Origin of the sequence: Bacteroides sp. 1001302B_160321_D4 (assembly GCF_015667765.1) — a bacterium.
Lineage (GTDB): Bacteria > Bacteroidota > Bacteroidia > Bacteroidales > Bacteroidaceae > Bacteroides > Bacteroides xylanisolvens.
On record NZ_JADPLO010000034.1, the window covers coordinates 36,522 to 59,089 of the forward strand.

Here is a 22,568-nt window from a genome sequence, read left to right on the forward strand (position 1 = left end):
GACAGAATTATTTAAGTTTGGCGATAACCGTTTGGTTACCGGTCGTTAATTGTCCCATTTTGACACAAATCTCCGTGCCAATGGGTAAATACACATCCACGCGGGAACCGAATTTGATAAATCCCATGTGTTCGTCAATATAACATTCTTCTCCTACTTCAGCGTAGGTGACAATACGGCGTGCCACTGCTCCGGCGATTTGCCGGGTGAGTATTTCCACTCCTTCCGGAGTTTCGATCACTACCGTAGAACGTTCGTTTTCTGTGCTGGCTTTCGGCAGCCATGCTTTCATAAAATTGCCATTATGATGCGCTACCTTTTTAATAGTACCATCTACCGGATACCAGTTGGCATGTACATTCACGATGCTCATAAAAATAGATACCATTAAGCGGCGGTCATGGAAATATTCGTTTTCATCCACTTCTTCGATGACGACGATTTTTCCATCGGCGGGTGCTACGACAATCTTTTCAGTGTCCTGCCCGAAGAGACGGATCGGACATCGAAAGAAATTCACCATCAGCAGATAGACTGCTATACTCGCTACTGCTACCACATAAAAAGGTATTTTGCAATCGATTCCCCAATAAAGAGCTGCATTAATCAATAGCAATAGCAAAAAGCTTGCCCATAATATATGTGTTCCTTCGCGGTGAATACGTATTTTCTTCAATTTCTTTAGTCGGCCCATGAATGCTGTTTAATGATATTGTCTGCAAAAATATACTTAATTTAAAAAATCAGCAAGTAAATGAGCATAGAAATGCGAATGTTGATAACTTTTTGAGGATTATTTTTGTTTATAACCCAAGAGGTAGTAATTTTATGCCTTCAAATTAACTACTTATCATTATGCAGGATTTCGTTCATTTACATGTCCATACTCAATATTCTCTGTTGGATGGTCAGGCTAGTGTAGCTCGTCTGGTCGATAAAGCCATGCAAAATGGGATGAAGGGTATTGCCGTGACCGATCATGGAAATATGTTCGGTATTAAGGAATTTACGAACTACGTTAATAAAAAGAACAGCGGTCCGAAAGGTGAAGTCAAAGACCTGAAGAAGCGAATTGCAGGAATTGAGGCCGGCACAATAGAGTGCGCGGATAAAGAAGCGGAGATTGCTGCCTGCAAAGCTAAGATAGTGGAAGCGGAAAACAAGCTTTTCAAACCTGTCATCGGTTGTGAAATGTATGTTGCGCGCCGCACTATGGACTTAAAAGAAGGTAAGCCCGACCAAAGTGGTTATCACTTGATTGTATTGGCTAAGAATGAAAAAGGTTATCATAATCTTATTAAATTAGTATCGCACGCATGGACACGCGGATATTATATGCGCCCGCGTACTGATCGTAGCGAACTGGAAAAATATCACGAAGGACTTATTGTTTGTTCGGCCTGTCTCGGTGGTGAAGTGCCGAAGCGGATTACTGCCGGGCAATTTGCAGAAGCCGAAGAAGCCATACAATGGTATAAGAACCTGTTTGGGGATGATTATTATCTGGAGATGCAGCGTCATAAAGCGACTGTTCCCCGTGCTAATCACGAATGTTATCCGTTGCAGGTAAATGTGAACAAATATCTGATTGAATATGCTAAGAAGTTCAATGTCAAACTAATTTGTACGAATGATGTTCACTTTGTAGATGAAGAGAATGCGGAAGCGCACGACCGTTTGATCTGTTTGAGTACCGGTAAGGATTTGGATGATCCTAGCCGTATGCTTTATACCAAACAGGAATGGATGAAAACACGCGAAGAGATGAACGAACTCTTTGCCGACGTTCCCGAAGCGTTGAGCAATACGCTGGAGATTCTTGACAAGGTAGAATATTACTCCATCGACCATGCACCTATCATGCCTACTTTTGCTATTCCCGAAGATTTTGGGACGGAAGAAGGCTATCGGGCGAAGTTTACGGAAAAAGACCTGTTTGATGAGTTTACTCAAGATGAGCACGGTAATGTGGTATTGAGTGAAGAGGATGCGAAAGCAAAAATCAAACGCTTGGGTGGCTATGATAAACTCTATCGTATTAAACTTGAAGGAGATTACTTGGCGAAACTAGCTTTTGACGGAGCTAAGAGAATTTATGGTGAACCTCTGTCGGAAGAAGTCAAAGAGCGAATGAACTTTGAACTGTATATCATGAAAACGATGGGTTTCCCAGGATACTTCTTGATTGTACAGGACTTTATCAATGCGGCACGTAAGGAATTGGGTGTGTCGGTCGGTCCGGGACGTGGTTCGGCTGCCGGTTCAGCGGTGGCCTATTGTCTGGGAATTACGAAAATCGACCCTATCCAGTACGATTTGCTGTTTGAGCGTTTCTTGAATCCGGACCGTATCTCCTTGCCCGATATCGATGTGGACTTTGATGATGACGGGCGTGGAGAGGTACTTCGTTGGGTAACGAATAAATATGGTCAGGAAAAAGTAGCTCATATCATCACTTATGGTACAATGGCTACCAAGTTAGCTATCAAGGATGTTGCCCGTGTGCAAAAGCTGCCTCTATCGGAGTCTGACCGATTGGCTAAATTAGTGCCGGATAAGATTCCTGATAAGAAACTGAACTTGCGGAATGCGATTGAATATGTTCCCGAACTACAAGCTGCGGAAGCATCATCCGATCCGTTGGTACGGGATACGATCAAGTACGCTAAGATGCTCGAAGGTAACGTACGTGGTACAGGTGTACATGCTTGTGGTACGATTATCTGTCGTGATGATATTACCGATTGGGTACCTGTCAGCACTGCTGATGATAAGGAAACGGGCGAAAAAATGCTTGTTACCCAGTATGAAGGTTCGGTGATTGAAGATACCGGATTGATTAAGATGGACTTCCTTGGTCTGAAAACTTTGTCTATTATCAAAGAGGCCGTTGAAAATATCCGTTTAAGCCGTAATGTTGAAGTAGATGTCGATGCGATAGACATCTGCGATCCGGCTACTTATAAATTATATAGTGACGGACGTACAATTGGTACATTCCAGTTTGAATCTGCTGGTATGCAGAAGTATCTGCGCGAATTGCAGCCTTCTACATTCGAAGATTTGATTGCCATGAATGCCCTTTATCGTCCGGGGCCGATGGATTATATACCTGATTTTATCGACCGTAAACATGGGCGTAAGCCGATTGAGTATGATATTCCGGTAATGGAGAAATACTTGAAGGATACGTATGGTATTACGGTTTATCAGGAACAGGTGATGCTTCTGTCGCGCTTATTGGCGGACTTTACCCGCGGTGAGTCTGATGCACTCCGTAAAGCGATGGGTAAGAAGCTGCGTGACAAGCTGGACCACATGAAACCTAAATTTATTGAAGGTGGACGAAAGAACGGGCATGACCCGAAAGTTCTTGAAAAAATCTGGACCGACTGGGAAAAGTTTGCGTCATACGCTTTCAATAAATCACATGCTACTTGTTATTCGTGGGTAGCTTACCAAACCGCTTATCTAAAAGCTAATTATCCTCCTGAATATATGGCTGCTGTGATGAGCCGAAGCTTGTCGAACATTACCGATATTACGAAACTGATGGACGAATGTAAGGCAATGGGTATTCAGACGCTGGGGCCGGATGTAAACGAAAGTAACCTGAAGTTTACAGTAAACCATGATGGTAATATCCGTTTTGGACTAGGGGCTGTCAAAGGTGTAGGTGAAGCTGCTGTCCATAGTATTATGGAGGAACGTAGTAAGAATGGTCCTTTCCTCGGTATATTCGACTTTGTGCAACGTGTCAACCTGAATGCCTGCAACAAGAAGAATATGGAGTGTCTGGCATTAGCCGGAGGGTTTGATAGTTTCCCGGAACTGAAGCGGGAGCAATACTTTGCTGTAAATTCTAAGGGTGAAGTATTTCTGGAAACATTGATGCGCTATGGTAACCGCTATCAGGCAGATAAGGCAGCTGCTTTCAACTCTTTGTTCGGTGGTGAAAACGTTATTGATGTTGCAACTCCTGAAATTCCTCAAGGTGTAGAACGTTGGAGTGATCTTGATCGCTTGAACCGCGAACGTGATTTGGTAGGTATTTATCTTTCCGCTCATCCGTTGGATGAATTCTCTATCGTGTTGGAACATGTCTGCAATACACGGATGGCGGATTTGGAAGATAAAGCTGCACTTGTTGGTCGTGAAATAACGATGGGAGGGATTGTGACTAGTGTTCGTCGCGGAGTCAGCAAGAATGGAAATCCGTATGGTATTGCTAAGATTGAAGATTATTCCGGTTCTACCGAAATCCCATTCTGGGGAAATGACTGGGTGACTTATCAGGGATATCTCAACGAAGGAACGTTCCTATATATTAAAGCCCGTTGCCAAGCGAAACAATGGCGACAGGATGAATTGGAAGTGAAAATCACTTCTATGGAACTTCTTCCCGACGTGAAAGAAGAACTGGTACAGAAGATCACGATTATCATTCCTCTGTCAGTCTTGAACTCGGCTTTGGTTACTGAGCTTGCCACTCTGACCAAAGAACATCCGGGAAATACGGAATTGTATTTTAAAGTGACGGATGATGCCGATATAAGTCACATGTCAATTGATTTGATTTCTCGTCCGATTAAGCTTTCGGTGGGGCGGGATTTAATAACATATTTAAAGGAACGTCCCGAACTGGGATTTCATATAAATTGATTATATTTGTGGCGAGAATAAGCTAACGAAATAACATTTAATAATTAATACTTAAAAAAATGGCTTTAGAAATTACAGACAGCAACTATAAAGAGGTTCTTGCAGAAGGAAAACCGGTTGTTGTAGATTTTTGGGCTCCTTGGTGTGGCCCATGCAAGATGGTGGCTCCTATCATTGAAGAATTGGCTGCGGAGTTTGAAGGACAAGTAATCATCGGTAAGTGCGATGTAGACGAAAATGGTGATATGGCTGCTGAATATGGTATCCGTAATATTCCTACTGTATTGTTTTTCAAGAACGGTGAAATAGTAGACAAACAGGTAGGTGCAGTTGGTAAACCGGTATTCGCAGAAAAGGTGAAGAAGCTTTTATAGTCGATAATACTTAATACTTATCACTTAATACTTAAAAAAATGGGACTGGAAGACGATTTTTTATTAGCAGATGCCGATGACGAAAAGACCATCGAGTTTATCAAAAACTATCTGCCTCAAGAACTGAAGGAAAAGTTCTCGGACGACGAATTGTATTATTTTCTCGATTTAATCGACGAGTATTACTCTGAAAGTGGCATTCTCGACGCTCAACCCGATGAAGATGGTTATGTCAACATTGATTTGGAAGAGGTTGTGGCTTACATTGTAAAAGAAGCCAAAAAGGATGAAGTAGGAGAATATGATCCTGAAGAAGTCCTCTTTGTGGTTCAGGGAGAGATGGAATACGGAAACTCTCTGGGACAAGTGGACTAAACGACGTCCGGTCTCATTGCAGATAAAATTAAGATAAGGGGTGTGCTCTGTGAGTATACCCCTTTTTTGTGCGGTGTTTTTTCTCAAACATTCTTATGCCTATGAGAAAAAGTTCTCACTGCGATGAGAAAAAATACTCATTGCAATGAGAATTAATTCTCACTATGGTGAGAATAATCCCTTGCCTGAATAGCCTGAAACAGCGTATTCTGGTTATATTTCCTCCAATGCATAATACTGATAATCGCGAAGTACAGTCTGAAGAAATTTTTCCTGATTACCGTCACGAGGAGTAACGGAAAGCAATTCCTGTACTTTCTTAGCAAGTGCCGTGACACGTCTTGCCCGGTCTTTCTCGCTGGATTCCAGTGTTCGGGTAATTACATTCACTTGTTCGAGTGATAAATCAGCCGATTGTGGATATACCGGATGATAATTCTGGGTAAGATAATCGAATTCATCCAAGCTAACATGAATCTTACGGTAGTTTTTCTCTTTAATCACCATCGTACCGGCAGCAAGATCTCCTAGCCGTTGATTATTTTTATTCAATAAAATGACCAGAAGTCCAAGGCCACTTGTGATGGGACCATCAATTGGGAAAAGAAGCCATCGTAACAGATAAGAGCCGATGCTTGGAGTAGAACCGTCTACTTTTACGACACGGATATTGATGAGTTTTTTGCCAAAGCTCTGTCCGTGATTGAACATCTCGCAAAGAAAAGAATAACCGAGAATCGGTAAATAAACGACGCACAGAAAAAAGAATAAACTGAATCCTGATGGTAAACTTAATTTAGACAAGAGCGTAATAGTGGACAAGATGTAAAGCCCGATCAGAAAATAATCGATGATTAAAGCCATCAGTCGTTCGCCGATACTGGCGGGCGTTTGGCTGATACGAACGAATTGTCCGGTTATTATCGTAGATTCTGCCATTTCAGGTTAAACATTTTTAGGATTCCGTTGCAAATATATCATAATTCTCTTATTTTTGCTTCCGGTTTCGGACAAAACTTATCTGAAATCGATTGAAAAGCATGAAAGAAGTAACGTTTATTCGTCGGAACATTGAAAAATGGAAGGAGACAGAGAAAGTTGTGGAGCGGGCGGCAAGCCTGTCCCCTGACCAACTTGCCGATGCATATACGGACTTGACGGCTGACTTGGCATTTGCCCAAACACATTTCCCAACTTCCCGTATTACTATTTATCTGAATAATCTGGCTTCAGCGTTGCACAACGAAATCTACCGTAATAAACGCGAGAAGTGGACACGGATTATTACCTTTTGGACACAGGAAGTGCCACGAAACATGCACGATGCACGTCGCGAATTATTGACCTCCTTTTTGATTTTTGTTGCCAGCGCATTAATCGGCGTATTATCAGCAGCGAATGACCCGGATTTTGTCCGGCTGATATTGGGAAACGGTTATGTGGATATGACACTCGACAATATTGCCAATGGTGAGCCGATGGCCGTATATAATGGTTCTTCCGAAGTACCGATGTTCTTGGGCATTACACTTAATAACGTGATGGTCTCTTTCAACTGCTTTGCAATGGGATTGCTGACTAGTTTTGGAACAGGGTATATGCTTCTCTCCAATGGTATCATGGTAGGAGCTTTTCAAACATTCTTTTATCAACACGATTTGTTGTGGGAATCCAGTCTTGCCATCTGGTTGCACGGAACGCTTGAGATTTGGGCGATTATCGTGGCCGGTGCCGCCGGATTGGCTTTAGGCAACGGCTGGCTGTTTCCCGGCACCTATTCCCGACTGGAATCTTTCAGAAGAGGAGCGAAGCGAGGCTTGAAAATAGTGATCGGCACTGTTCCAGTGTTCATTATGGCAGGCTTTATAGAAGGTTTTCTTACCCGCCACACAGAGCTTCCCGATGTGTTGAGGCTTGGCGTGATATTCACTTCTCTGGCATTTATTATATTCTACTATATTTATTTACCAAATAGAAAAAAACATGGAATCACAGAAACCTAAGATTGCGATGTACGTGAAACGTCCTTTCGGTGAGAAGTTGAACGCTTCTTTTGATTTTATAAAAGAGAATTGGAAACAATTGTTTAAGTATTCAACTTATCTGATACTCCCTATATGCTTAATTCAAGCCGCAAACTTTAGCGGTTTAATGGGAAGTATGACAGATCTTACTGCCATGCAGGCATCCGGAGGAATAAGTGATAATCCTTTAGCTGCTCTGGGACCTTCATTCGCACTGAATTATGCAGGAGTTATCTTTTTTTCATGTCTGGGAGCTTTGCTGATGACTTCTTTGGTTTATGCGATGGTGCGATTGTATAATGAACGGGAAGAACGTCTGAACGGGATTGTATTCGGCGATATTAAATCGTTGTTGCTCCGCAATATTAAAAGACTCTTTTTGATGGGGATTGCCTGCAGCTTTTTATTCATCTTTGCTGTGGTCATTGTTGTCTTGTTGGCTGTGTTAACACCTTTCACACTCATTCTGACCATCCCGCTTTTATTCGCATTTATGGTTCCTTTGGCATTAATGGCTCCCATCTACTTATTTGAAGATATTTCATTGGGTGAGGCATTTGCAAAAACATTCCGGTTGGGATTTGCAACCTGGGGCGGCGTCTTTCTGGTTTTAATGGTGATGGGACTTATTGCCAGTGTATTACAAGGAATCGTTTCTATACCCTGGTATGTGATCTATATTGTAAAAATGGTCTTCACTATGAGTGACGGAGGTGCAACCTCTTCATCAGTCGGACTGAACTTTGCGCAATATTTGTTCTCTATCCTGATGCTGTATGGTTCTTACTTGTCGGCTATATTCAGTATCGTCGGTCTGGTTTATCAGTATGGTCATGCATCGGAAGTGGTGGACAGCATAACGGTAGAAAGTGATATTGATAATTTTGATAAACTCTAAAGAAAAACTCCACTAGATGAATCTCACTTCTCCGGCTGATACACTAGTTTGTGATACGGTGCAGATTGCCCTCTGGCAGTCTGATCCGGCATACAACTATAACCGTGAACTGATTACTCCGGAGATGAATGTCTTTGAGTGGATCAGTCGGCAGTTTGGGGAGTTGTTGCGCAAAATATTCGGCAGCCATTTTGCTGAAGAGTATTCAGGGCTTATCCTGGTATGTATTGCCATTCTTCTTTTGTTGCTGATTGTTTGGTTTGTCTATCGGAAACGCCCGGAATTGTTTATGGTCTCGCATAAAAATGCGTTGCCTTATACAGTTGAAGAAGACACCATTTACGGAGTAGATTTTCCGGGAGGGATTGCGGAAGCGCTTTCCCGTCAGAATTACCGGGAAGCAGTACGTTTGCTTTATCTGCAAACTTTGAAACAACTTAGTGACGCAGAACGTATTGACTGGCAACTTTATAAAACGCCTACCCAGTATATCAATGAAGTCCGGCTACCGGCTTTCAGGCAACTGACCAATCATTTCCTGCGGGTACGTTATGGCAACTTTGAGGCGACGGAAGAACTCTTCCGGATAATGCAGACCTTGCAGGAAGAAATAGAGAAAGGAGGCGTCTCATGAAAGGAAGTCGCTGGTTCATTGTCTTTATTGTCGCTTTTCTATTCATCATGTTTGCAATAGAATGTCATTTGCCGAAGAATTTTGTGTGGAAGCCCACTTTCGGACATCATGATGAGCAACCTTTCGGATGTGCAGTATTCGATAGTGTATTGTCTTCTTCTTTGCCACAGGGCTACACTTTTTCGAGGAAAAGTCTTTATCAATTGGAGCAGGAAGATACGACGCAACGCAGAGGTATATTGGTTATCTCTGATAATTTGCGATTGTCGGACGTCGATGTAAACGCTCTGTTGAAAATGGCGGAACGCGGAGATAAGATCATGTTGGTGAGTACCTTGTTCGGCAGATATTTGGAAGATACCTTGCAGTTCAGGTCTTACTATTCTTACTTCAGTCCGATGGCTTTGAAGAAATATGCAACTTCATTTATGAAAAAGGATAGCTTGCATTGGATAGGAGATTCGACGGTTTATCCCCGTCAGACTTTCTATTTTTATCCCCAGTTGTGCTCCTCTTATTTTGGGGGAGATTCACTTCCGGAAAGGGTGTTGGCACAAAGAGTTTTTGAGTCGAATGAGTTCCGGTATGAAACAGAGGCGGACTCGTTGACAACGGATAGTCTTGTTTATATGCCTGTAGCGATGTCCCGTCGGTGGGGGAAAGGAGAAGTTATTTTAGTTTCCACTCCTTTGATTTTTACCAATTACGGAATGTTGGACGGCAAAAATGCAACCTATATCTTCCGTTTGTTGTCGCAGATGGGGAAGCTTCCCATCGTTCGCACGGAGGGGTACATGAAAGAAACTGCACAGGTGCAGCAATCACCTTTCCGTTATTTTCTGGCACATGAACCGCTTCGTTGGGCTTTGTATCTGACGATGATTACCATCATACTCTTTATGATATTCACAGCGAAGAGGCGGCAACGGGTGATCCCTGTTATTCACGAGCCGGCGAATAAATCTCTTGAATTTACCGAACTGATAGGCACGCTTTACTTTCAGAAGAAAGACCATGCGGATTTAGTTCGCAAGAAGTTTTCCTATTTGGCCGAAGAACTGCGGAGAGAGATTCAGGTGGATATTGAGGAAGTGGCCGACGATGAACGCTCTTTCCACCGGATTGCCCGGAAAACCGGAATGGATGCCGGAGAGATTGCTAAATTTATCCGCGAAGTCAGACCCGTGATTTACGGAGGACGTGTTATTGATGCGGAGCAGATGAAGGTATATATCGATAAAATGAATGAAATAATCAATCATATCTAAAGAAGAAATTTATGGAAGAGAATACAGAACAGCGAGTAGATTTAACTCTCTTTTCCGAGAAGATACAAGAGTTGAAAGACCGGATTGCTTCCGTCATAGTTGGGCAGGAGCAGACAGTCGATTTGATACTGACAGCGATTTTGGCGAATGGACACGTATTGATAGAAGGTGTTCCGGGAGTTGCGAAGACACTGTTGGCCCGCTTGACAGCTCGTCTGATTGATGCAGACTTCAGTCGTGTCCAGTTCACTCCGGACTTAATGCCGAGTGACGTATTAGGTACGACTGTGTTTAATATGAAAACCAATGGTTTTGATTTTCATCAGGGACCGATTTTTGCGGATATTGTATTGGTCGATGAAATCAACCGTGCTCCTGCCAAGACACAGGCTGCCTTGTTTGAGGTAATGGAAGAGCGCCAGATCAGTATTGATGGAACGACTCACCGGATGGGAGATCTTTATACGATTTTGGCTACCCAGAATCCGGTAGAGCAGGAGGGAACATACAAACTTCCCGAAGCACAGCTCGACCGTTTTCTGATGAAGATAACGATGGATTATCCTTCATTGGAAGAGGAAGTGAATATCTTGGAACGTCATCATACCAATGCCGCATTGGTGAAGTTGGACGACATCACTCCTGCTATTACCAAAGAAGAACTGTTGTCGCTTCGTGCTTTCATGAATCAGGTATTTGTAGACCGCACGTTGCTCCAATATATCGCATTGATTGTACAGCAGACCCGTACCAGCAAAGCTGTATATTTGGGAGCTTCTCCACGTGCATCTGTAGCCATGCTGCAATCGTCGAAAGCGTATGCTCTTTTGCAGGGACGTGATTTTGTGACACCGGAAGATATCAAGTTTGTAGCTCCTTATGTACTTCAGCACCGTCTGATCCTGACTGCGGAAGCTGAAATGGAAGGCTATTCTCCAGTGAAAGTGACGCAACGCTTAATTGATAAAGTGGAAGTACCAAAATGAAAAGATTTATGATTTATGAATTCTGATTTATGATTTGGGCTGCGCGTTGGATGTCTGACTCTATTCATAACATAAATCGAAGAAATCATAAATCGTAAATTATAAACTGTACGTAAATTGTACGTAAATTGTAAGTTGAAGAAATCGTAAACCCAAGAAATTATAAATCATAAATCATAATTCATAAATCATAAATCATTTGTTTCTGACTCGTCGTTTCTATATTGCCCTTGTCATAGTTATCCTGTTGTTGGGTAGCGGATATGTTTTTGCTCCGTTCTTTGTTATCGGGCAGTGGGCACTCTTTGTCTTGCTTTTGGTGGTACTGGCAGACGTATATTCTCTTTATCGTATTCGTGGAATCCATGCTTTCCGCCAGTGTGCCGACCGTTTCTCTAATGGCGACGAAAATGAAGTAAGTATTCGGGTAGAAAGTAGTTATCCGCATCCTGTATCTTTAGAAATCATAGATGAGATCCCTTTTATCTTTCAGAAACGTGATGTCGACTTTCAGGTGAAGCTTGGAGCAAACGAGGGAAAAACAGTTACCTATCGTCTTCGACCTACTCATCGTGGTGTTTACTCTTTCGGTCATATTAGAGTTTTTGTGACCGGAAAAATCGGCTTTATATCCCGGCGCTATACTTGTGCAGAACCTTTGGATATCAAAGTGTACCCGTCATATCTGATGCTCCATCAATATGAATTGTTGGCAATAAGTGATAATCTGACAGAACTGGGAATAAAACGTATTCGCCGGGTTGGGCATCATACGGAGTTTGAGCAGATTAAAGAGTATGTAAAGGGGGATGATTACCGTACGATTAACTGGAAAGCAAGTGCCCGTCGGCATGAACTTATGGTGAATGTGTATCAGGACGAACGCTCACAGCAGATTTATAATGTGATCGATAAAGGTAGAGTGATGCAGCAAGCTTTCTGTGGAATGACCTTGCTGGATTATGCAATTAATGCTTCGCTGGTGCTTTCGTATGTTGCCATGCGGAAAGAAGATAAAGCCGGATTAGTGACTTTCGATGAACACTTCGATACTTTTGTGCCTGCTTCCAAGCAATCGGGATATATGCAGACATTGCTGGAAAGTCTTTATAGCCAGCAGACCACTTTTGGGGAGACAGACTTCTCGGCTCTTTGCGTTCATTTGAACAAACATGTCAGTAAACGTAGCCTGCTGGTACTATATACTAACTTCTCGAGCATAGGAGGAATGAACCGTCAATTATCTTACCTGAAACAACTAAACCGCCAGCACCGTTTGCTCGTAGTCTTTTTTGAAGATGTCGATTTGAAGGAATATATCGCCCAACCGGCAAAAGATACGGAAGGGTATTATCGGCACGTGATTGCAGAAAAGTTCGCTTACGAGAAGCGGCTGATTGTATCTACTTTGAAACAACATGGCATCTATTCTTTATTAACTACACCGGAGAATCTTTCAATTGATGTGATTAATAAGTATCTGGAGATGAAGTCACGACAGTTGCTTTAGACATAAGAACAAAAGAACATATTTTTGTAGTCTTTTGTACTTATGTTCTTTTGTCTAAAAAAAATGTGTCAAAGAGTGATGGCTTTCCGTGTTTCCACAAAGAAGAATATAGCCATTCCAATGATGATAATTCCCAGTATCCCATAGAAGAGTCTTGCCCGGTTGCGTCCTACATTCCGGACAATGGTTTGTGCGTTGCGCGTTGTAAAGAACCAGTCCCAGTTCAGCAATGACGCCAGCAGGGAGACGATTCCTGCTAGCGCAAAGATTCCTTGTACGATATATTGTCCGGTCATAGTCTGATTACTCTATTTCCGTCTTCCAGTTCTTCAATCGTTACTTTTACGGCATTTCCCGGAAGTAATTCTTCTACCAGTTCCGGCCATTCGATAAAGCAGAGAGCGCCACTGTAGAAATAGTCTTCGTAGCCCATGTCATACACTTCGCTTAGTTTCTTGATGCGGTAAAAATCGAAGTGATAGATTAACTCTCCGGTTTCGTCCGAACGGTATTCGTTGACAATGGCAAAAGTAGGAGAAGTGATAACATCCGTTACGCCCAATTCTTCGCAGAGCGCTTTGACAAATGTCGTTTTGCCGGCACCCATCTTTCCGTATAAAGCAAATACAGTGTTGTCGCCCATAGCAGCGATAAATTCACGGGCTGCTTCATAGATACTTTCCAGTGATTGAATTTTGATTTCCATATACTATCTATTATTATGACTTTTTCTTGCAACAACTCTTTCCGATTTTACAAACAGCGTAAATCAGGATAGAGAAGAATATGATGGAAGCTCCCGAAGGGACTTTCCAGTGATAAGAAATAAATAATCCACCCAGGCAGCCCAAGAAACCGATGCCGATTGATAACCAGATAATCTTCTTGAAACTATAAGTGAACAAGTTGGCTGTCATCTGTGGAATGGTGAGAAGAGAAATGGCCAGTACGATGCCTACCATACGCAGGCAGGCTACAATTGTCAGCGCAATGAACATCATCAACACATATTCGAATATCTCTACCGGAATCTTTTGCGAACGTGCAAATTCACGGTCAAAAGCAATATATACGATAGGGCGGATAAACAGATAAAAGAATCCGGTCAGTATTAGTGCCAATATGCCGAGCATCCATAAATCGATTTGGTTGATGGTCAGGATATTGCCAAAGAGGTAAGCCGATAAGTCAGGCGCAAATCCCGGCGACAGGAAGCTGAACATAATTCCGAGTGCCATCCCTAACGTCCAGAATACTGCAATGGCAGAATCTTCGCGCATATCTTTCCGTCTGCTAAGCCACTCGACACCAAAAGCCGATAATACCGAGAATACGGCTGCCGAGAGTATCGGGGAAATTCCGGCAAACAATCCTAACCCGACCCCTCCGAAAGAAGCATGGGTGATTCCTCCGCTGATAAATACCAGGCGGCGGGTTACGATATATGTACCGATAATCCCACAGGCAATGCTTGCCAGCAGACTTCCCAATAGGGCGTGTTGAAAGAATGTATATTGTAGTAAATTCATCACCTCTCATCTGCTTTTTTTACTTCTACGTTTCTTCTTTCTCCGATAATCAGAAAAACTTCGTCTTTGAGATCATCCGGTAATTCAATGCCACGGAGCTGAAGGCTACGTATCCATCCGGCCACTTCTACATCCAGTGTCGTATACAATACATCCCGAAACATTTCTGTTTCTTCTTCTGTATACGCATCTCCTGCCCTGCCAATGAACTGATCCAGTTCTTCGTCATCGTAATATTCTATTTTTTTGCTGACAGCTGCCAGCAGGCTATCCCGTTCGCATACTTCGTGTTGTCCGCAGCATTCCACATCTACTTCCTTCACTTCCGGCATACGGTCCAGTTCGCCCTTTTCTATTTTCTTTTGCAGTCTTTTGTTGCGGATAATTCCGGCTATCAGCGCAATGACACCCAGCAACACCAGACTTATAATAAGTATCCACATGACAATATAACAGTTACCAATCAATTTTGTGCAAAGTTACTTATAAATTTGCATTCTATCATGTATGCTATCTATTTCTTTCGTACTTTTGTATGTTACCTACAAAATAAACATTGGCGGGTGAATTAAATTTCACCAATCAATGAAAATGACTTAAGATATTTGAAGTACAATGAAGAGAGATTATTTACTATTAGCGTTACTGTTGGTTGGAAACATTACTTTTGCCCAATCTCCTATTGAGAGGGCCTTGAATACAATTAACCGTTCCTCTGCCGAAGCTACTATCAACTTTTTGGCTAGTGATGAATTGCAAGGGCGTGAGGCTGGGTTTCATGGTTCGCGTGTGACTTCAGAATATATTGTTTCTTTGTTGCAATGGATGGGAGTATCGCCTTTGGCTGACAGCTATTTCCAGCCTTTTGATGCTTACCGTAAAGAACGTCAGAAAAAAGGACGTCTGGAAGTACATCCTGATTCCATAGCAAAACTGAAACAGGAAGTTCATCAGAAGCTTACCATGAGGAATGTATTGGGAATGATTCCCGGTAAAAATACCAAAGAATATGTGATTGTGGGGGCTCATTTCGACCATTTAGGTATTGATCCTGTACTTGATGGCGACCAAATATACAATGGTGCTGACGATAATGCTTCCGGTGTATCGGCAGTGCTGCAAATTGCAAGAGCCTTTTTAGCCAGTGGACAGCAACCCGAAAGAAATGTAATCTTTGCTTTTTGGGATGGAGAAGAAAAAGGACTGCTTGGCTCTAAATATTTTGTACAAACTTGTCCTTTCCTATCTCAAATCAAAGGCTATCTGAACTTTGACATGATTGGCCGTAACAACAAACCTCAACAGCCTAAACAGGTCGTTTATTTTTATACAGCCGCCCATCCGGTCTTTGAGGATTGGTTGAAAGAGGATATCAGAAAATACGGTTTGCAATTGGAACCGGATTACCGCGCCTGGGAAAATCCGATAGGAGGAAGTGATAATGGTTCGTTTGCCAAAGTAGGTATTCCGATCATCTGGTATCATACGGACGGGCATCCTGATTATCACCAGCCTTCCGATCATGCCGACCGATTGAATTGGGATAAGGTCGTAGAAATCACCAAAGCCTCTTTTCTCAATATGTGGAAGATGGCAAATGAGAAGTCTTTTTAATGAAGCAGATAAAATACAATCCTGATAATTAGCGGGAAAAGTCAGGATTGTATTTCTTATTTTTTGAGTATTCTTTTTAAATAGTCGATAGGTGGCAAATTCACAGTCTCAAAACTTCCTTTATAAAATACAGCAAAATTATTAAAAACACACGGTAACTCTTTTGCTTTCTGTAGCGTATCTACTTGAATAAAAGAAACAGGGACATCATTTGTTTCACAATATTGTTTGATCATTTCAATGTATTTATAGATGTAGGGGCATTGCATATCATAATAAATCGTCAGTTCCTCACTTTCTATTTTCAGATTTTTGGCATTTGGCGCAAATTGCGGTACTGTTCCGTCGAAAGAAAGAGCAAGCAATTCATATCCGTTATCAGTAGTGTCAACCACCTCAAAACCAAATTTCTTTGCAAATGATTGGTCGGAAAGCCAGCTCTTCTGTTTTTTTGCCCCAAGCATACAAATGCCGGATCTACCTTTTTCTTTGGCATCGGCTATACAGTACTCTATTAATGCTTTCCCATATCCGTTTCCTCGGGGGCTACCTAGCACCCATAAACAATACAGATAATAATAGTTGTCGCCGATGACGGGAACCCAAGCTGTTTCAAGAGGGGCATATTCAATGAAAACCGTAGCTTTGGCGTTTAACTTTCTAAAGACATGGCCTTCATTCAGCCGGTCGGAAAGCCATTGCCGTTTTGCTTCAATACCAGGATGAGACTTTTTGCTGCGGATGATGCAGCATAAATGCTCATTAGAAAGATTTTCTGTTGTTAAGTTTGTAAAGTCAGTATTCATATACACCTTTGTTTCAAGTTAGATATTATCAATCGGATAGTGTAGTAATTGTAATACTTGATTAGCCCGGTTGACAGATAAGCAAATACAAATGTAGTGAATTTTGCGGATAATCTCTGTTGGGTGACTATGGAAATCACAAAGACTTTTTATACATCTGCAGAGGATGTTGAACGAGAACTCATGCGAATGTAAAACTTCATTGCCTAACTTAGGATTAGATTGACCGCAGTTCTACCTAATCTGGAGCGAGACAATGAAGTTTATAAAAATAAAAAGATAACAGATATATAATATTAAGGTCGATATATTTGTAAACTCAAAGAGTTGTTCTTTTATCTTTTTATTATTCTACAGGTTGTGCGCCAGTGTCGCCTTCAATCTTCCATCCCGGGTTCTGATAAACGACTGAACTTGTAAAATCATTCTTATCCGAGGCTGTCTGACGAAATACAGCCATACCTATCGGATTCAGATAATGAGCAGGTGTAAAGAGGAATCCCTTCTGCCCGGCAATCAGATTATTCTTCGTGATTTTTTCGTATGGAAGAATATATTTACTTAAATCAGGTGAGGACATATTACCTTCTGCCGGATCTACTTTACATAAATCTGCCAGTTGCGTTTCATAGTTGCTTCCCCAGTATAGCATACCTTCTACACGGTAAGATTTGGATATCAACTGGTCGCATGCACGCCAGCGTTTCAAGTCTTCCCAGCGCAAAGCTTCTGCACAAAGTTCGTTACGGCGTTCACGGCGGATATTATATAACGTCGCGTCTATCAATTGGCCATGAGAATAAGCACCGAAATCGCCTTTAGCCTCTTCGCTCATCTGTGTTGCAGCGATTGTCTTATTATAGTCTTCGTCCACTTTGGCGCGTCGGCGTAAAGCTTTCCAATATCCGTCGGCTGTTCCGTCGATTCTACCATTTTTTTCATACGAAGCTTCCATGTAAATCAACATGGCTTCTGCCGCACGGAAAACAATACCACCTGATGTTCCCGCACTATGGTCATTTGCCATGTGACTGGAGTAGTGTTTGCCTTTTTTGATGATGAATCCGGTTGTTGCCAAACTTCCTTTATCGCCATAAATGAAACGGATTGAGCAATAACTGGGAGTTCCGTCATCACCGTAATAATTCACATCACCTTTATTTTCGGTGTTGGCATCACCCGGCTTTTTGGTAAAGATAACAATGCGTGAATCACGATTCTGTAAAGTGGAATTTACTCCTTCTTTCTCCCAATCGGGATTATAACCGGAACCGGCTGCATAGATGGGAAGCCCATTGCGCATCAGGAACGAATTGACCATGCCACGAGTCCATCCGGAACCACCGCCATTGCGTGCCAACTCCATTTGCAAGTTGCTGGTTACCAATCCTTCCTTGAACTGTTTCCACATCAGTATTTCATCATATCCTTCCATGTTTTCATCGCAGAACATGGTGTAGTAAGGATTGATGGAAACCAGACTGGCGTTCATACCTTCGGGGGTATCGGTATTGTCTGCCAGTTTTCCGACGATATAGTCGCCTACCACTTTTGATGACTTCATTGCTTCATCAAGAAAATAAGCCACTTCTGCATCACTATTAAAACCGCTTACATCTGCGGGATTACCCGGCCATCCTTTTCCACCGGGTACAAAAGCTGTTCCTTTGTGATACTTTTCCCAAGTTGCTTCGAAGAGGGCAACGCGTGCACGTAGCAAGTGAGCTACGTTTTTGCTGATGCGATTCTTGCCACCGGGACTTTTATCAAGCAACAATTCTGTTGCTTTTTGCAAATCGTCCAGAATGAAGCGTGCCACCTTATTACGCGGCTGGCGCTTGCTGGATTCCACCAAAGTCTCTTCTATGTCGGGCAATGCAGTAGTGATAATAGGCAGATCTCCTAAAGAAACCAATAATTTATAATAATTGTATGCCCGGATCACGTACATTTCTCCGATATAATGCTTCACATTATCCTGATTGCCGGTAATAGTGCCTGCTTCGAATTTCGGTAAAGTATTATCAAAGAAATAGTTGCAGGTTCGTATTTTGCTCCAGTCCCATTCGCCTTCACCAGACGGCACCTTCTTTTGCCCGGGTATCCAGAAGGCCGGTGAGTCACCACTGGCTTGGTTATCAGTATCATTATCTTTGCCGAAGAAATTGATGCCATACGCATCGGTCACTGTTTCAAATGGGTAAGCATTGATTGTGTATGCAGCCAGATCACTTTCGGATGCAAAATATTTTTCGGGAATTACTTTATCCAGTGGTTCCCTGTCGAGAAAATCATTGCAACCGGTCAGTCCGCCCAATAGCAATGTTCCTATTGTCAAAAGTTTAATATGTTTTTTCATAATCGTTTATCATTTAAAATGTTGCACTTAAACCGAATGATACAGTCTTGGATAGCGGATAGGTACATCCGTCCCAGTTGCCGATGCCAACAGTTTCGGGGTCAAACGTATCGGCCAGACTGGTAATAGTAAATAAATTCTCTGCTGAAACAAAGAATCGCAGATTGTTGACGCAGAATTTTTCTGTCAAAGATTTAGGTAATGTATAACCTAAAGTAACATTTTTCAGACGGCAGTAAGCCGCATTTTGCAAATATCCGGTCTGTGGATTACGGTTTCTATCATTCTCGAGAGGACGCGGATAATAACCACCCAGGTTAGCTCCTAGCGGATTAGTCGTATCTTCTCCGCGGAAATAGTCCAGATGAGGTTTGAAAAAGTTGGTTTGCCAGTAGCCTACTGCTCCCCAGAACATTGTAGAACCACTCCCCGGCATATAATCACGTTTCATCGTTCCTTGGAAAAATAATTTAAGGTCGAACCCTTTCCAGGCGGCATCCAGATTCAAACCAAAGTTGTAGCGTGGTGTACTGTTGCCTATTTTCTTCAAATCACCATGATCAGCCAGTGTTTTGTTACCTCTGCTGATCTGGCCGTCACCGTTCAAATCCGCATACATGATGTCACCTGCTCCCCAGCCGGAACCGAGTACATCCTGTGCGCCATTGGGCATACCGGCCAAATGATCTTTCATCTCTTGATCGGTCTTTGCGATGCCGATTGTTTGGAATCCCCATATATCACCTACGTGAGCGCCTGCATAATACGTATTATTATTGTCTTTATCTAAAATTGTGTTTGACGGATTGGGGTATTTATCAATAACCACTTGATTGTCTGACAAAGATAAGGTAACTCCATACTTAAAGTCGCGTATCTGGTCGCGCCAGTTCACCTGTATTTCCCAACCTTTGGAAGTCATATCGAGGTTGTTTACTTTGGGAACGGCAATGCCTAAGAGATTGGGTAGTTCGGGGGCGGGGCCTACCATGTTTTTAGATTTACGCTGGAAATAGTCGAATGTTACATTCAAACGATTGTTGAGCATAGATAAGTCGAAACCTAAATCCAGTGTTTGCGTCTTTTCCCATGTCAGTAAGGAAGATACCAGCGCGGATTCTTTGGAAATATTTGGTTTTACGCCATTTACCAGCCAACTGCCTAGTGCGTAATTGCCCCATTGGTCTTTGTTAATATCAATAGTTCGATAGAATGGATACCAGTTATCTGTGTTTTGGTTGCCCAATTCACCCCATGAACCACGTATCTTGAATGTGCTGATTAAATCGGTCAGGTCTTCAAAAAATGCTTCACGGGCCATGTTCCATCCTAAGGAGAATGATGGGAATAGATTCCAGCGGTTATCTCGAAGGAAACGTGAAGTGCCGTCATATCTCATATTTACTTCAGCCAGATAACGTCCTTTGTAGTCGTAATTAACACGTCCGAAGAAGCCGGCTGTAGCCCATTCGGAGTACCCTCCTCTGTTTTGTGCATTTGTCTGCGTGGTGTTCAAGGTAGCCACTTCCGACATGATACCGTCTTGGGAAGCGGTAATATCACGTTGTTTGAATAGTTCGCTCTGAAAACCCAGCATCACTTTAAAGTTGTGCCCGCTTTCTAATGATTTGCCGTATTCGGTAAAGATGTTCGGATTGAAGAAATTGCTCTTATAAGCATATTCTGTAACGCTGGAAGTTTGATTGGCAATAATGTAGGGATTTTTACTCACATCATAACCATAAACGGTTTGATAATCGGTATGGTTGAAATTATAGTTGGAACGGTAGTTCAATTCTACGTTAATTTTCCAGTCTTTGATGGGTTCCACGATGAAAGCAAGCTGGTGTGCCATCACGTCTTTTTGTGATTTATATCGGCCTCCTTCTGTTAATTGGTAAATCTTGGATTCGACAGTATAGAATCCGTTTGGGTCTACTACCGGAATGACAGGCCAGTAGCGACATACATCGAAATAGAATACATTACTTTTGATATCGCCTCCGGCAAATGAAGGAGCTTCATAATCCGTCCGGTTAAAACGCATACTATAGCTTATTTTCAACCATTTGGTTAAGTCCGCATTGATTTTTGCAGTAAAGGAGTAGCGTTGTTTGTTATCATCTCCAAACTTCAAGAGACCTCCTTGGTCCAGATAATTCGCAGAAAGATAATATTGTATTTTATCCGTTCCACCATTTACGCTCAATGAATGCTCGTGGGTAAAGCTATTACCAAATAACGTTTTTAACCAGTCGGTATTGCCGGTAGGCATCACGTCTTGCCGTTGGGGATCATCGAATGAATTCCATCTTCCCGCATCGGTCGGCCACATATATTGTGTGCTTTTTCCTGCTTGAAAATCCAGAATTTGTTGAAGTTTGGTGGCGCTATACATGGGAGTCTGTCCACCATTAGTTAACTGGTCATTGACTGCCAGAGCAAAATTGTATGAATCTGCCATTTCAGGCATATTCAAGGGAGATACAAAACGGAAGTTGTTATTATAGTTAACTACCGTTTTTCCCGACTTACCTTTCTTTGTTGTAATCAGGATGACTCCACCTGGTGCCCGCGAGCCATAAATGGAGGAAGCGGCTGCATCTTTCAGTACAGAAATATTCTCAATGTCCTGTGGATTGATAGCGTTCATGTCTCCCTCCATACCGTCAATGAGCACCAATGGTTCTACCTTTGAACCAGCTCCAATTGTTCCAACACCACGAATATTGAATTTTTTGTCTGAACCTAAGGAACCACCACCATCACCAGTAGAGATATTCATACCCGGAACCATACCTTGCAAAGCTTCTATGGTAGAGTTAACGGGACGTGCCGAAATTTCTTTTGCTCCTACCGTAGATACAGATCCTGTTACATTCACTTTCTTTTGTGTGCCAAAAGCAACCACAACAACTTCATCCAATGTTTGTGTATTGTCTTTAAGGATGATATTCAATGATTGTCCTGTGAATTTGATTTCTTGAGTCTGATAACCAACAAAAGAGACTACAATAATATCTCCGGTTTTTACATTGTTTAAAGAGAAGTCACCGTTGATTCCGGTGATTGTACCGTTCGTCGTACCTTTGGCTACGACGGATGCACCGATGATGGTTTCACCTGCTGCATCTTTTACTACACCCTTACAAGTAGTACCCTGTTGTACAACGGAAACTTTTAGAGTGCTTTCACCAGTTTCCGGATAAGCTGCTTCTACTGACATTGTCAGTAGGAACAACAACATACTAACTGACTTTAGTTGTTTTAACATAGCATTGAATTTAGAGTTTTTCCTAGAATCCGGAATTACTTTTAATAAGTTCTTTCAGAACTTATTCCGTGCGTAAAACGTTGGATTCAAAGCCTTAAATTCAAAAAAAGAGTCATCTTTTAAGCGATCTTTTCTACTTGTTTTATACCCATTTTATATCTATTTCGTACCTGTTTGTGTTAGATGAAATAACAAGGATGATGAAATAAACAAGTAGTTTCATTTCAATATGAAGATAAAATACGGCTTTGGGTA

The 22,568-nt window shown here is 42.2% G+C and carries 19 protein-coding genes; 10 read left to right on the top strand and 9 right to left on the bottom strand.

Annotation, left to right across the window (positions count from 1 at the left end; genetic code table 11):
- Positions 1 to 7: 7 nt before the first annotated feature.
- A complete protein-coding gene (locus KFO40_RS14095) occupies positions 8 to 694 on the bottom strand; it encodes a phosphatidylserine decarboxylase family protein (protein WP_004316298.1) in 687 nt (228 codons plus the stop codon).
- A 161-nt stretch (positions 695 to 855) separates the two neighbouring features.
- On the opposite strand from KFO40_RS14095, the gene dnaE reads away from it, so the two are divergent.
- Genes dnaE through KFO40_RS14110 form a run of 3 tightly spaced genes read left to right on the top strand, consistent with a single transcriptional unit; the run spans position 856 to position 5,411 of the window.
- Positions 856 to 4,662: a DNA polymerase III subunit alpha gene (dnaE, locus tag KFO40_RS14100; protein WP_074705845.1), complete on the top strand. Its 3,807-nt coding sequence runs from the start codon at positions 856 to 858 to the stop codon at positions 4,660 to 4,662.
- Between the two features lie 59 nt (positions 4,663 to 4,721).
- On the top strand, positions 4,722 to 5,036 hold the full coding sequence (trxA, locus tag KFO40_RS14105) for a thioredoxin (protein WP_004306576.1): 315 nt from the start codon (positions 4,722 to 4,724) through the stop codon (positions 5,034 to 5,036).
- A 39-nt stretch (positions 5,037 to 5,075) separates the two neighbouring features.
- Entirely contained in the window at positions 5,076 to 5,411 is a 336-nt protein-coding gene (locus tag KFO40_RS14110) for a hypothetical protein (RefSeq protein ID WP_004307939.1), read from the top strand.
- A 213-nt stretch (positions 5,412 to 5,624) separates the two neighbouring features.
- Here KFO40_RS14110 and KFO40_RS14115 read toward each other — a convergent pair whose 3' ends face one another.
- Positions 5,625 to 6,350, bottom strand: a complete 726-nt coding sequence (locus KFO40_RS14115) for an RDD family protein (protein ID WP_049703603.1) — start codon at positions 6,348 to 6,350, stop codon at positions 5,625 to 5,627.
- 101 nt (positions 6,351 to 6,451) lie between these two features.
- Here KFO40_RS14115 and KFO40_RS14120 point away from each other — a divergent pair, with 101 nt between their 5' ends.
- From KFO40_RS14120 to KFO40_RS14145, 6 genes are all read left to right on the top strand, one after another.
- Positions 6,452 to 7,414 carry a stage II sporulation protein M gene (locus tag KFO40_RS14120; protein WP_049703604.1) on the top strand — a complete coding sequence of 321 codons (963 nt, stop codon included), beginning with the start codon at positions 6,452 to 6,454 and terminating at the stop codon, positions 7,412 to 7,414.
- Positions 7,395 to 8,333, top strand: a complete 939-nt coding sequence (locus KFO40_RS14125; protein WP_004306580.1) for a hypothetical protein — start codon at positions 7,395 to 7,397, stop codon at positions 8,331 to 8,333. The genes KFO40_RS14120 and KFO40_RS14125 overlap by 20 nt, the downstream gene beginning before the upstream one ends.
- A 16-nt stretch (positions 8,334 to 8,349) precedes the next feature.
- The gene (locus KFO40_RS14130; RefSeq protein WP_087320652.1) at positions 8,350 to 8,967 is read left to right on the top strand and encodes a DUF4129 domain-containing protein; all 618 of its coding nucleotides are present in this window, start codon (positions 8,350 to 8,352) and stop codon (positions 8,965 to 8,967) included.
- The gene (locus KFO40_RS14135; RefSeq protein ID WP_211146494.1) at positions 8,964 to 10,235 is read left to right on the top strand and encodes a DUF4350 domain-containing protein; all 1,272 of its coding nucleotides are present in this window, start codon (positions 8,964 to 8,966) and stop codon (positions 10,233 to 10,235) included. The genes KFO40_RS14130 and KFO40_RS14135 overlap by 4 nt, the downstream gene beginning before the upstream one ends.
- Before the next feature lie 11 nt (positions 10,236 to 10,246).
- On the top strand, positions 10,247 to 11,221 hold the full coding sequence (locus tag KFO40_RS14140; RefSeq protein WP_141408425.1) for an AAA family ATPase: 975 nt from the start codon (positions 10,247 to 10,249) through the stop codon (positions 11,219 to 11,221).
- Between the two features lie 199 nt (positions 11,222 to 11,420).
- Positions 11,421 to 12,731 (top strand): DUF58 domain-containing protein, encoded by a 1,311-nt coding sequence (locus tag KFO40_RS14145; RefSeq protein ID WP_211146495.1) that lies wholly within the window; start codon positions 11,421 to 11,423, stop codon positions 12,729 to 12,731.
- A 68-nt stretch (positions 12,732 to 12,799) separates the two neighbouring features.
- Here KFO40_RS14145 and KFO40_RS14150 read toward each other — a convergent pair whose 3' ends face one another.
- From KFO40_RS14150 to KFO40_RS14165, 4 genes are read right to left on the bottom strand one after another with little or no spacing between them, the layout of a single operon-like run.
- Positions 12,800 to 13,027 carry an immunity 17 family protein gene (locus KFO40_RS14150; protein WP_004307942.1) on the bottom strand — a complete coding sequence of 76 codons (228 nt, stop codon included), beginning with the start codon at positions 13,025 to 13,027 and terminating at the stop codon, positions 12,800 to 12,802.
- Positions 13,024 to 13,437 carry a tRNA (adenosine(37)-N6)-threonylcarbamoyltransferase complex ATPase subunit type 1 TsaE gene (tsaE, locus tag KFO40_RS14155; RefSeq protein WP_061447770.1) on the bottom strand — a complete coding sequence of 138 codons (414 nt, stop codon included), beginning with the start codon at positions 13,435 to 13,437 and terminating at the stop codon, positions 13,024 to 13,026. Before tsaE ends, KFO40_RS14150 begins: the two co-directional genes overlap by 4 nt.
- A gap of 13 nt (positions 13,438 to 13,450) precedes the next feature.
- Positions 13,451 to 14,260, bottom strand: coding sequence for a metal ABC transporter permease (locus KFO40_RS14160; RefSeq protein WP_211146497.1), 810 nt, complete (start codon positions 14,258 to 14,260; stop codon positions 13,451 to 13,453).
- On the bottom strand, positions 14,260 to 14,703 hold the full coding sequence (locus tag KFO40_RS14165) for a hypothetical protein (protein ID WP_032811120.1): 444 nt from the start codon (positions 14,701 to 14,703) through the stop codon (positions 14,260 to 14,262). The genes KFO40_RS14160 and KFO40_RS14165 overlap by 1 nt, the downstream gene beginning before the upstream one ends.
- A 172-nt stretch (positions 14,704 to 14,875) precedes the next feature.
- Here KFO40_RS14165 and KFO40_RS14170 point away from each other — a divergent pair, with 172 nt between their 5' ends.
- Positions 14,876 to 15,874, top strand: a complete 999-nt coding sequence (locus KFO40_RS14170; protein WP_015531364.1) for a M28 family metallopeptidase — start codon at positions 14,876 to 14,878, stop codon at positions 15,872 to 15,874.
- A 56-nt stretch (positions 15,875 to 15,930) separates the two neighbouring features.
- Here KFO40_RS14170 and KFO40_RS14175 read toward each other — a convergent pair whose 3' ends face one another.
- From KFO40_RS14175 to KFO40_RS14185, 3 genes are all read right to left on the bottom strand, one after another.
- Positions 15,931 to 16,680 carry an N-acetyltransferase gene (locus tag KFO40_RS14175; protein WP_004299279.1) on the bottom strand — a complete coding sequence of 250 codons (750 nt, stop codon included), beginning with the start codon at positions 16,678 to 16,680 and terminating at the stop codon, positions 15,931 to 15,933.
- A 346-nt stretch (positions 16,681 to 17,026) separates the two neighbouring features.
- Complete coding sequence (locus KFO40_RS14180; protein WP_211146496.1) at positions 17,027 to 19,039, bottom strand: RagB/SusD family nutrient uptake outer membrane protein; 2,013 nt, start codon at positions 19,037 to 19,039, stop codon at positions 17,027 to 17,029.
- A 13-nt stretch (positions 19,040 to 19,052) separates the two neighbouring features.
- Positions 19,053 to 22,286: a SusC/RagA family TonB-linked outer membrane protein gene (locus KFO40_RS14185; protein WP_134978634.1), complete on the bottom strand. Its 3,234-nt coding sequence runs from the start codon at positions 22,284 to 22,286 to the stop codon at positions 19,053 to 19,055.
- Between the last annotated feature and the right edge of the window lie 282 nt (positions 22,287 to 22,568).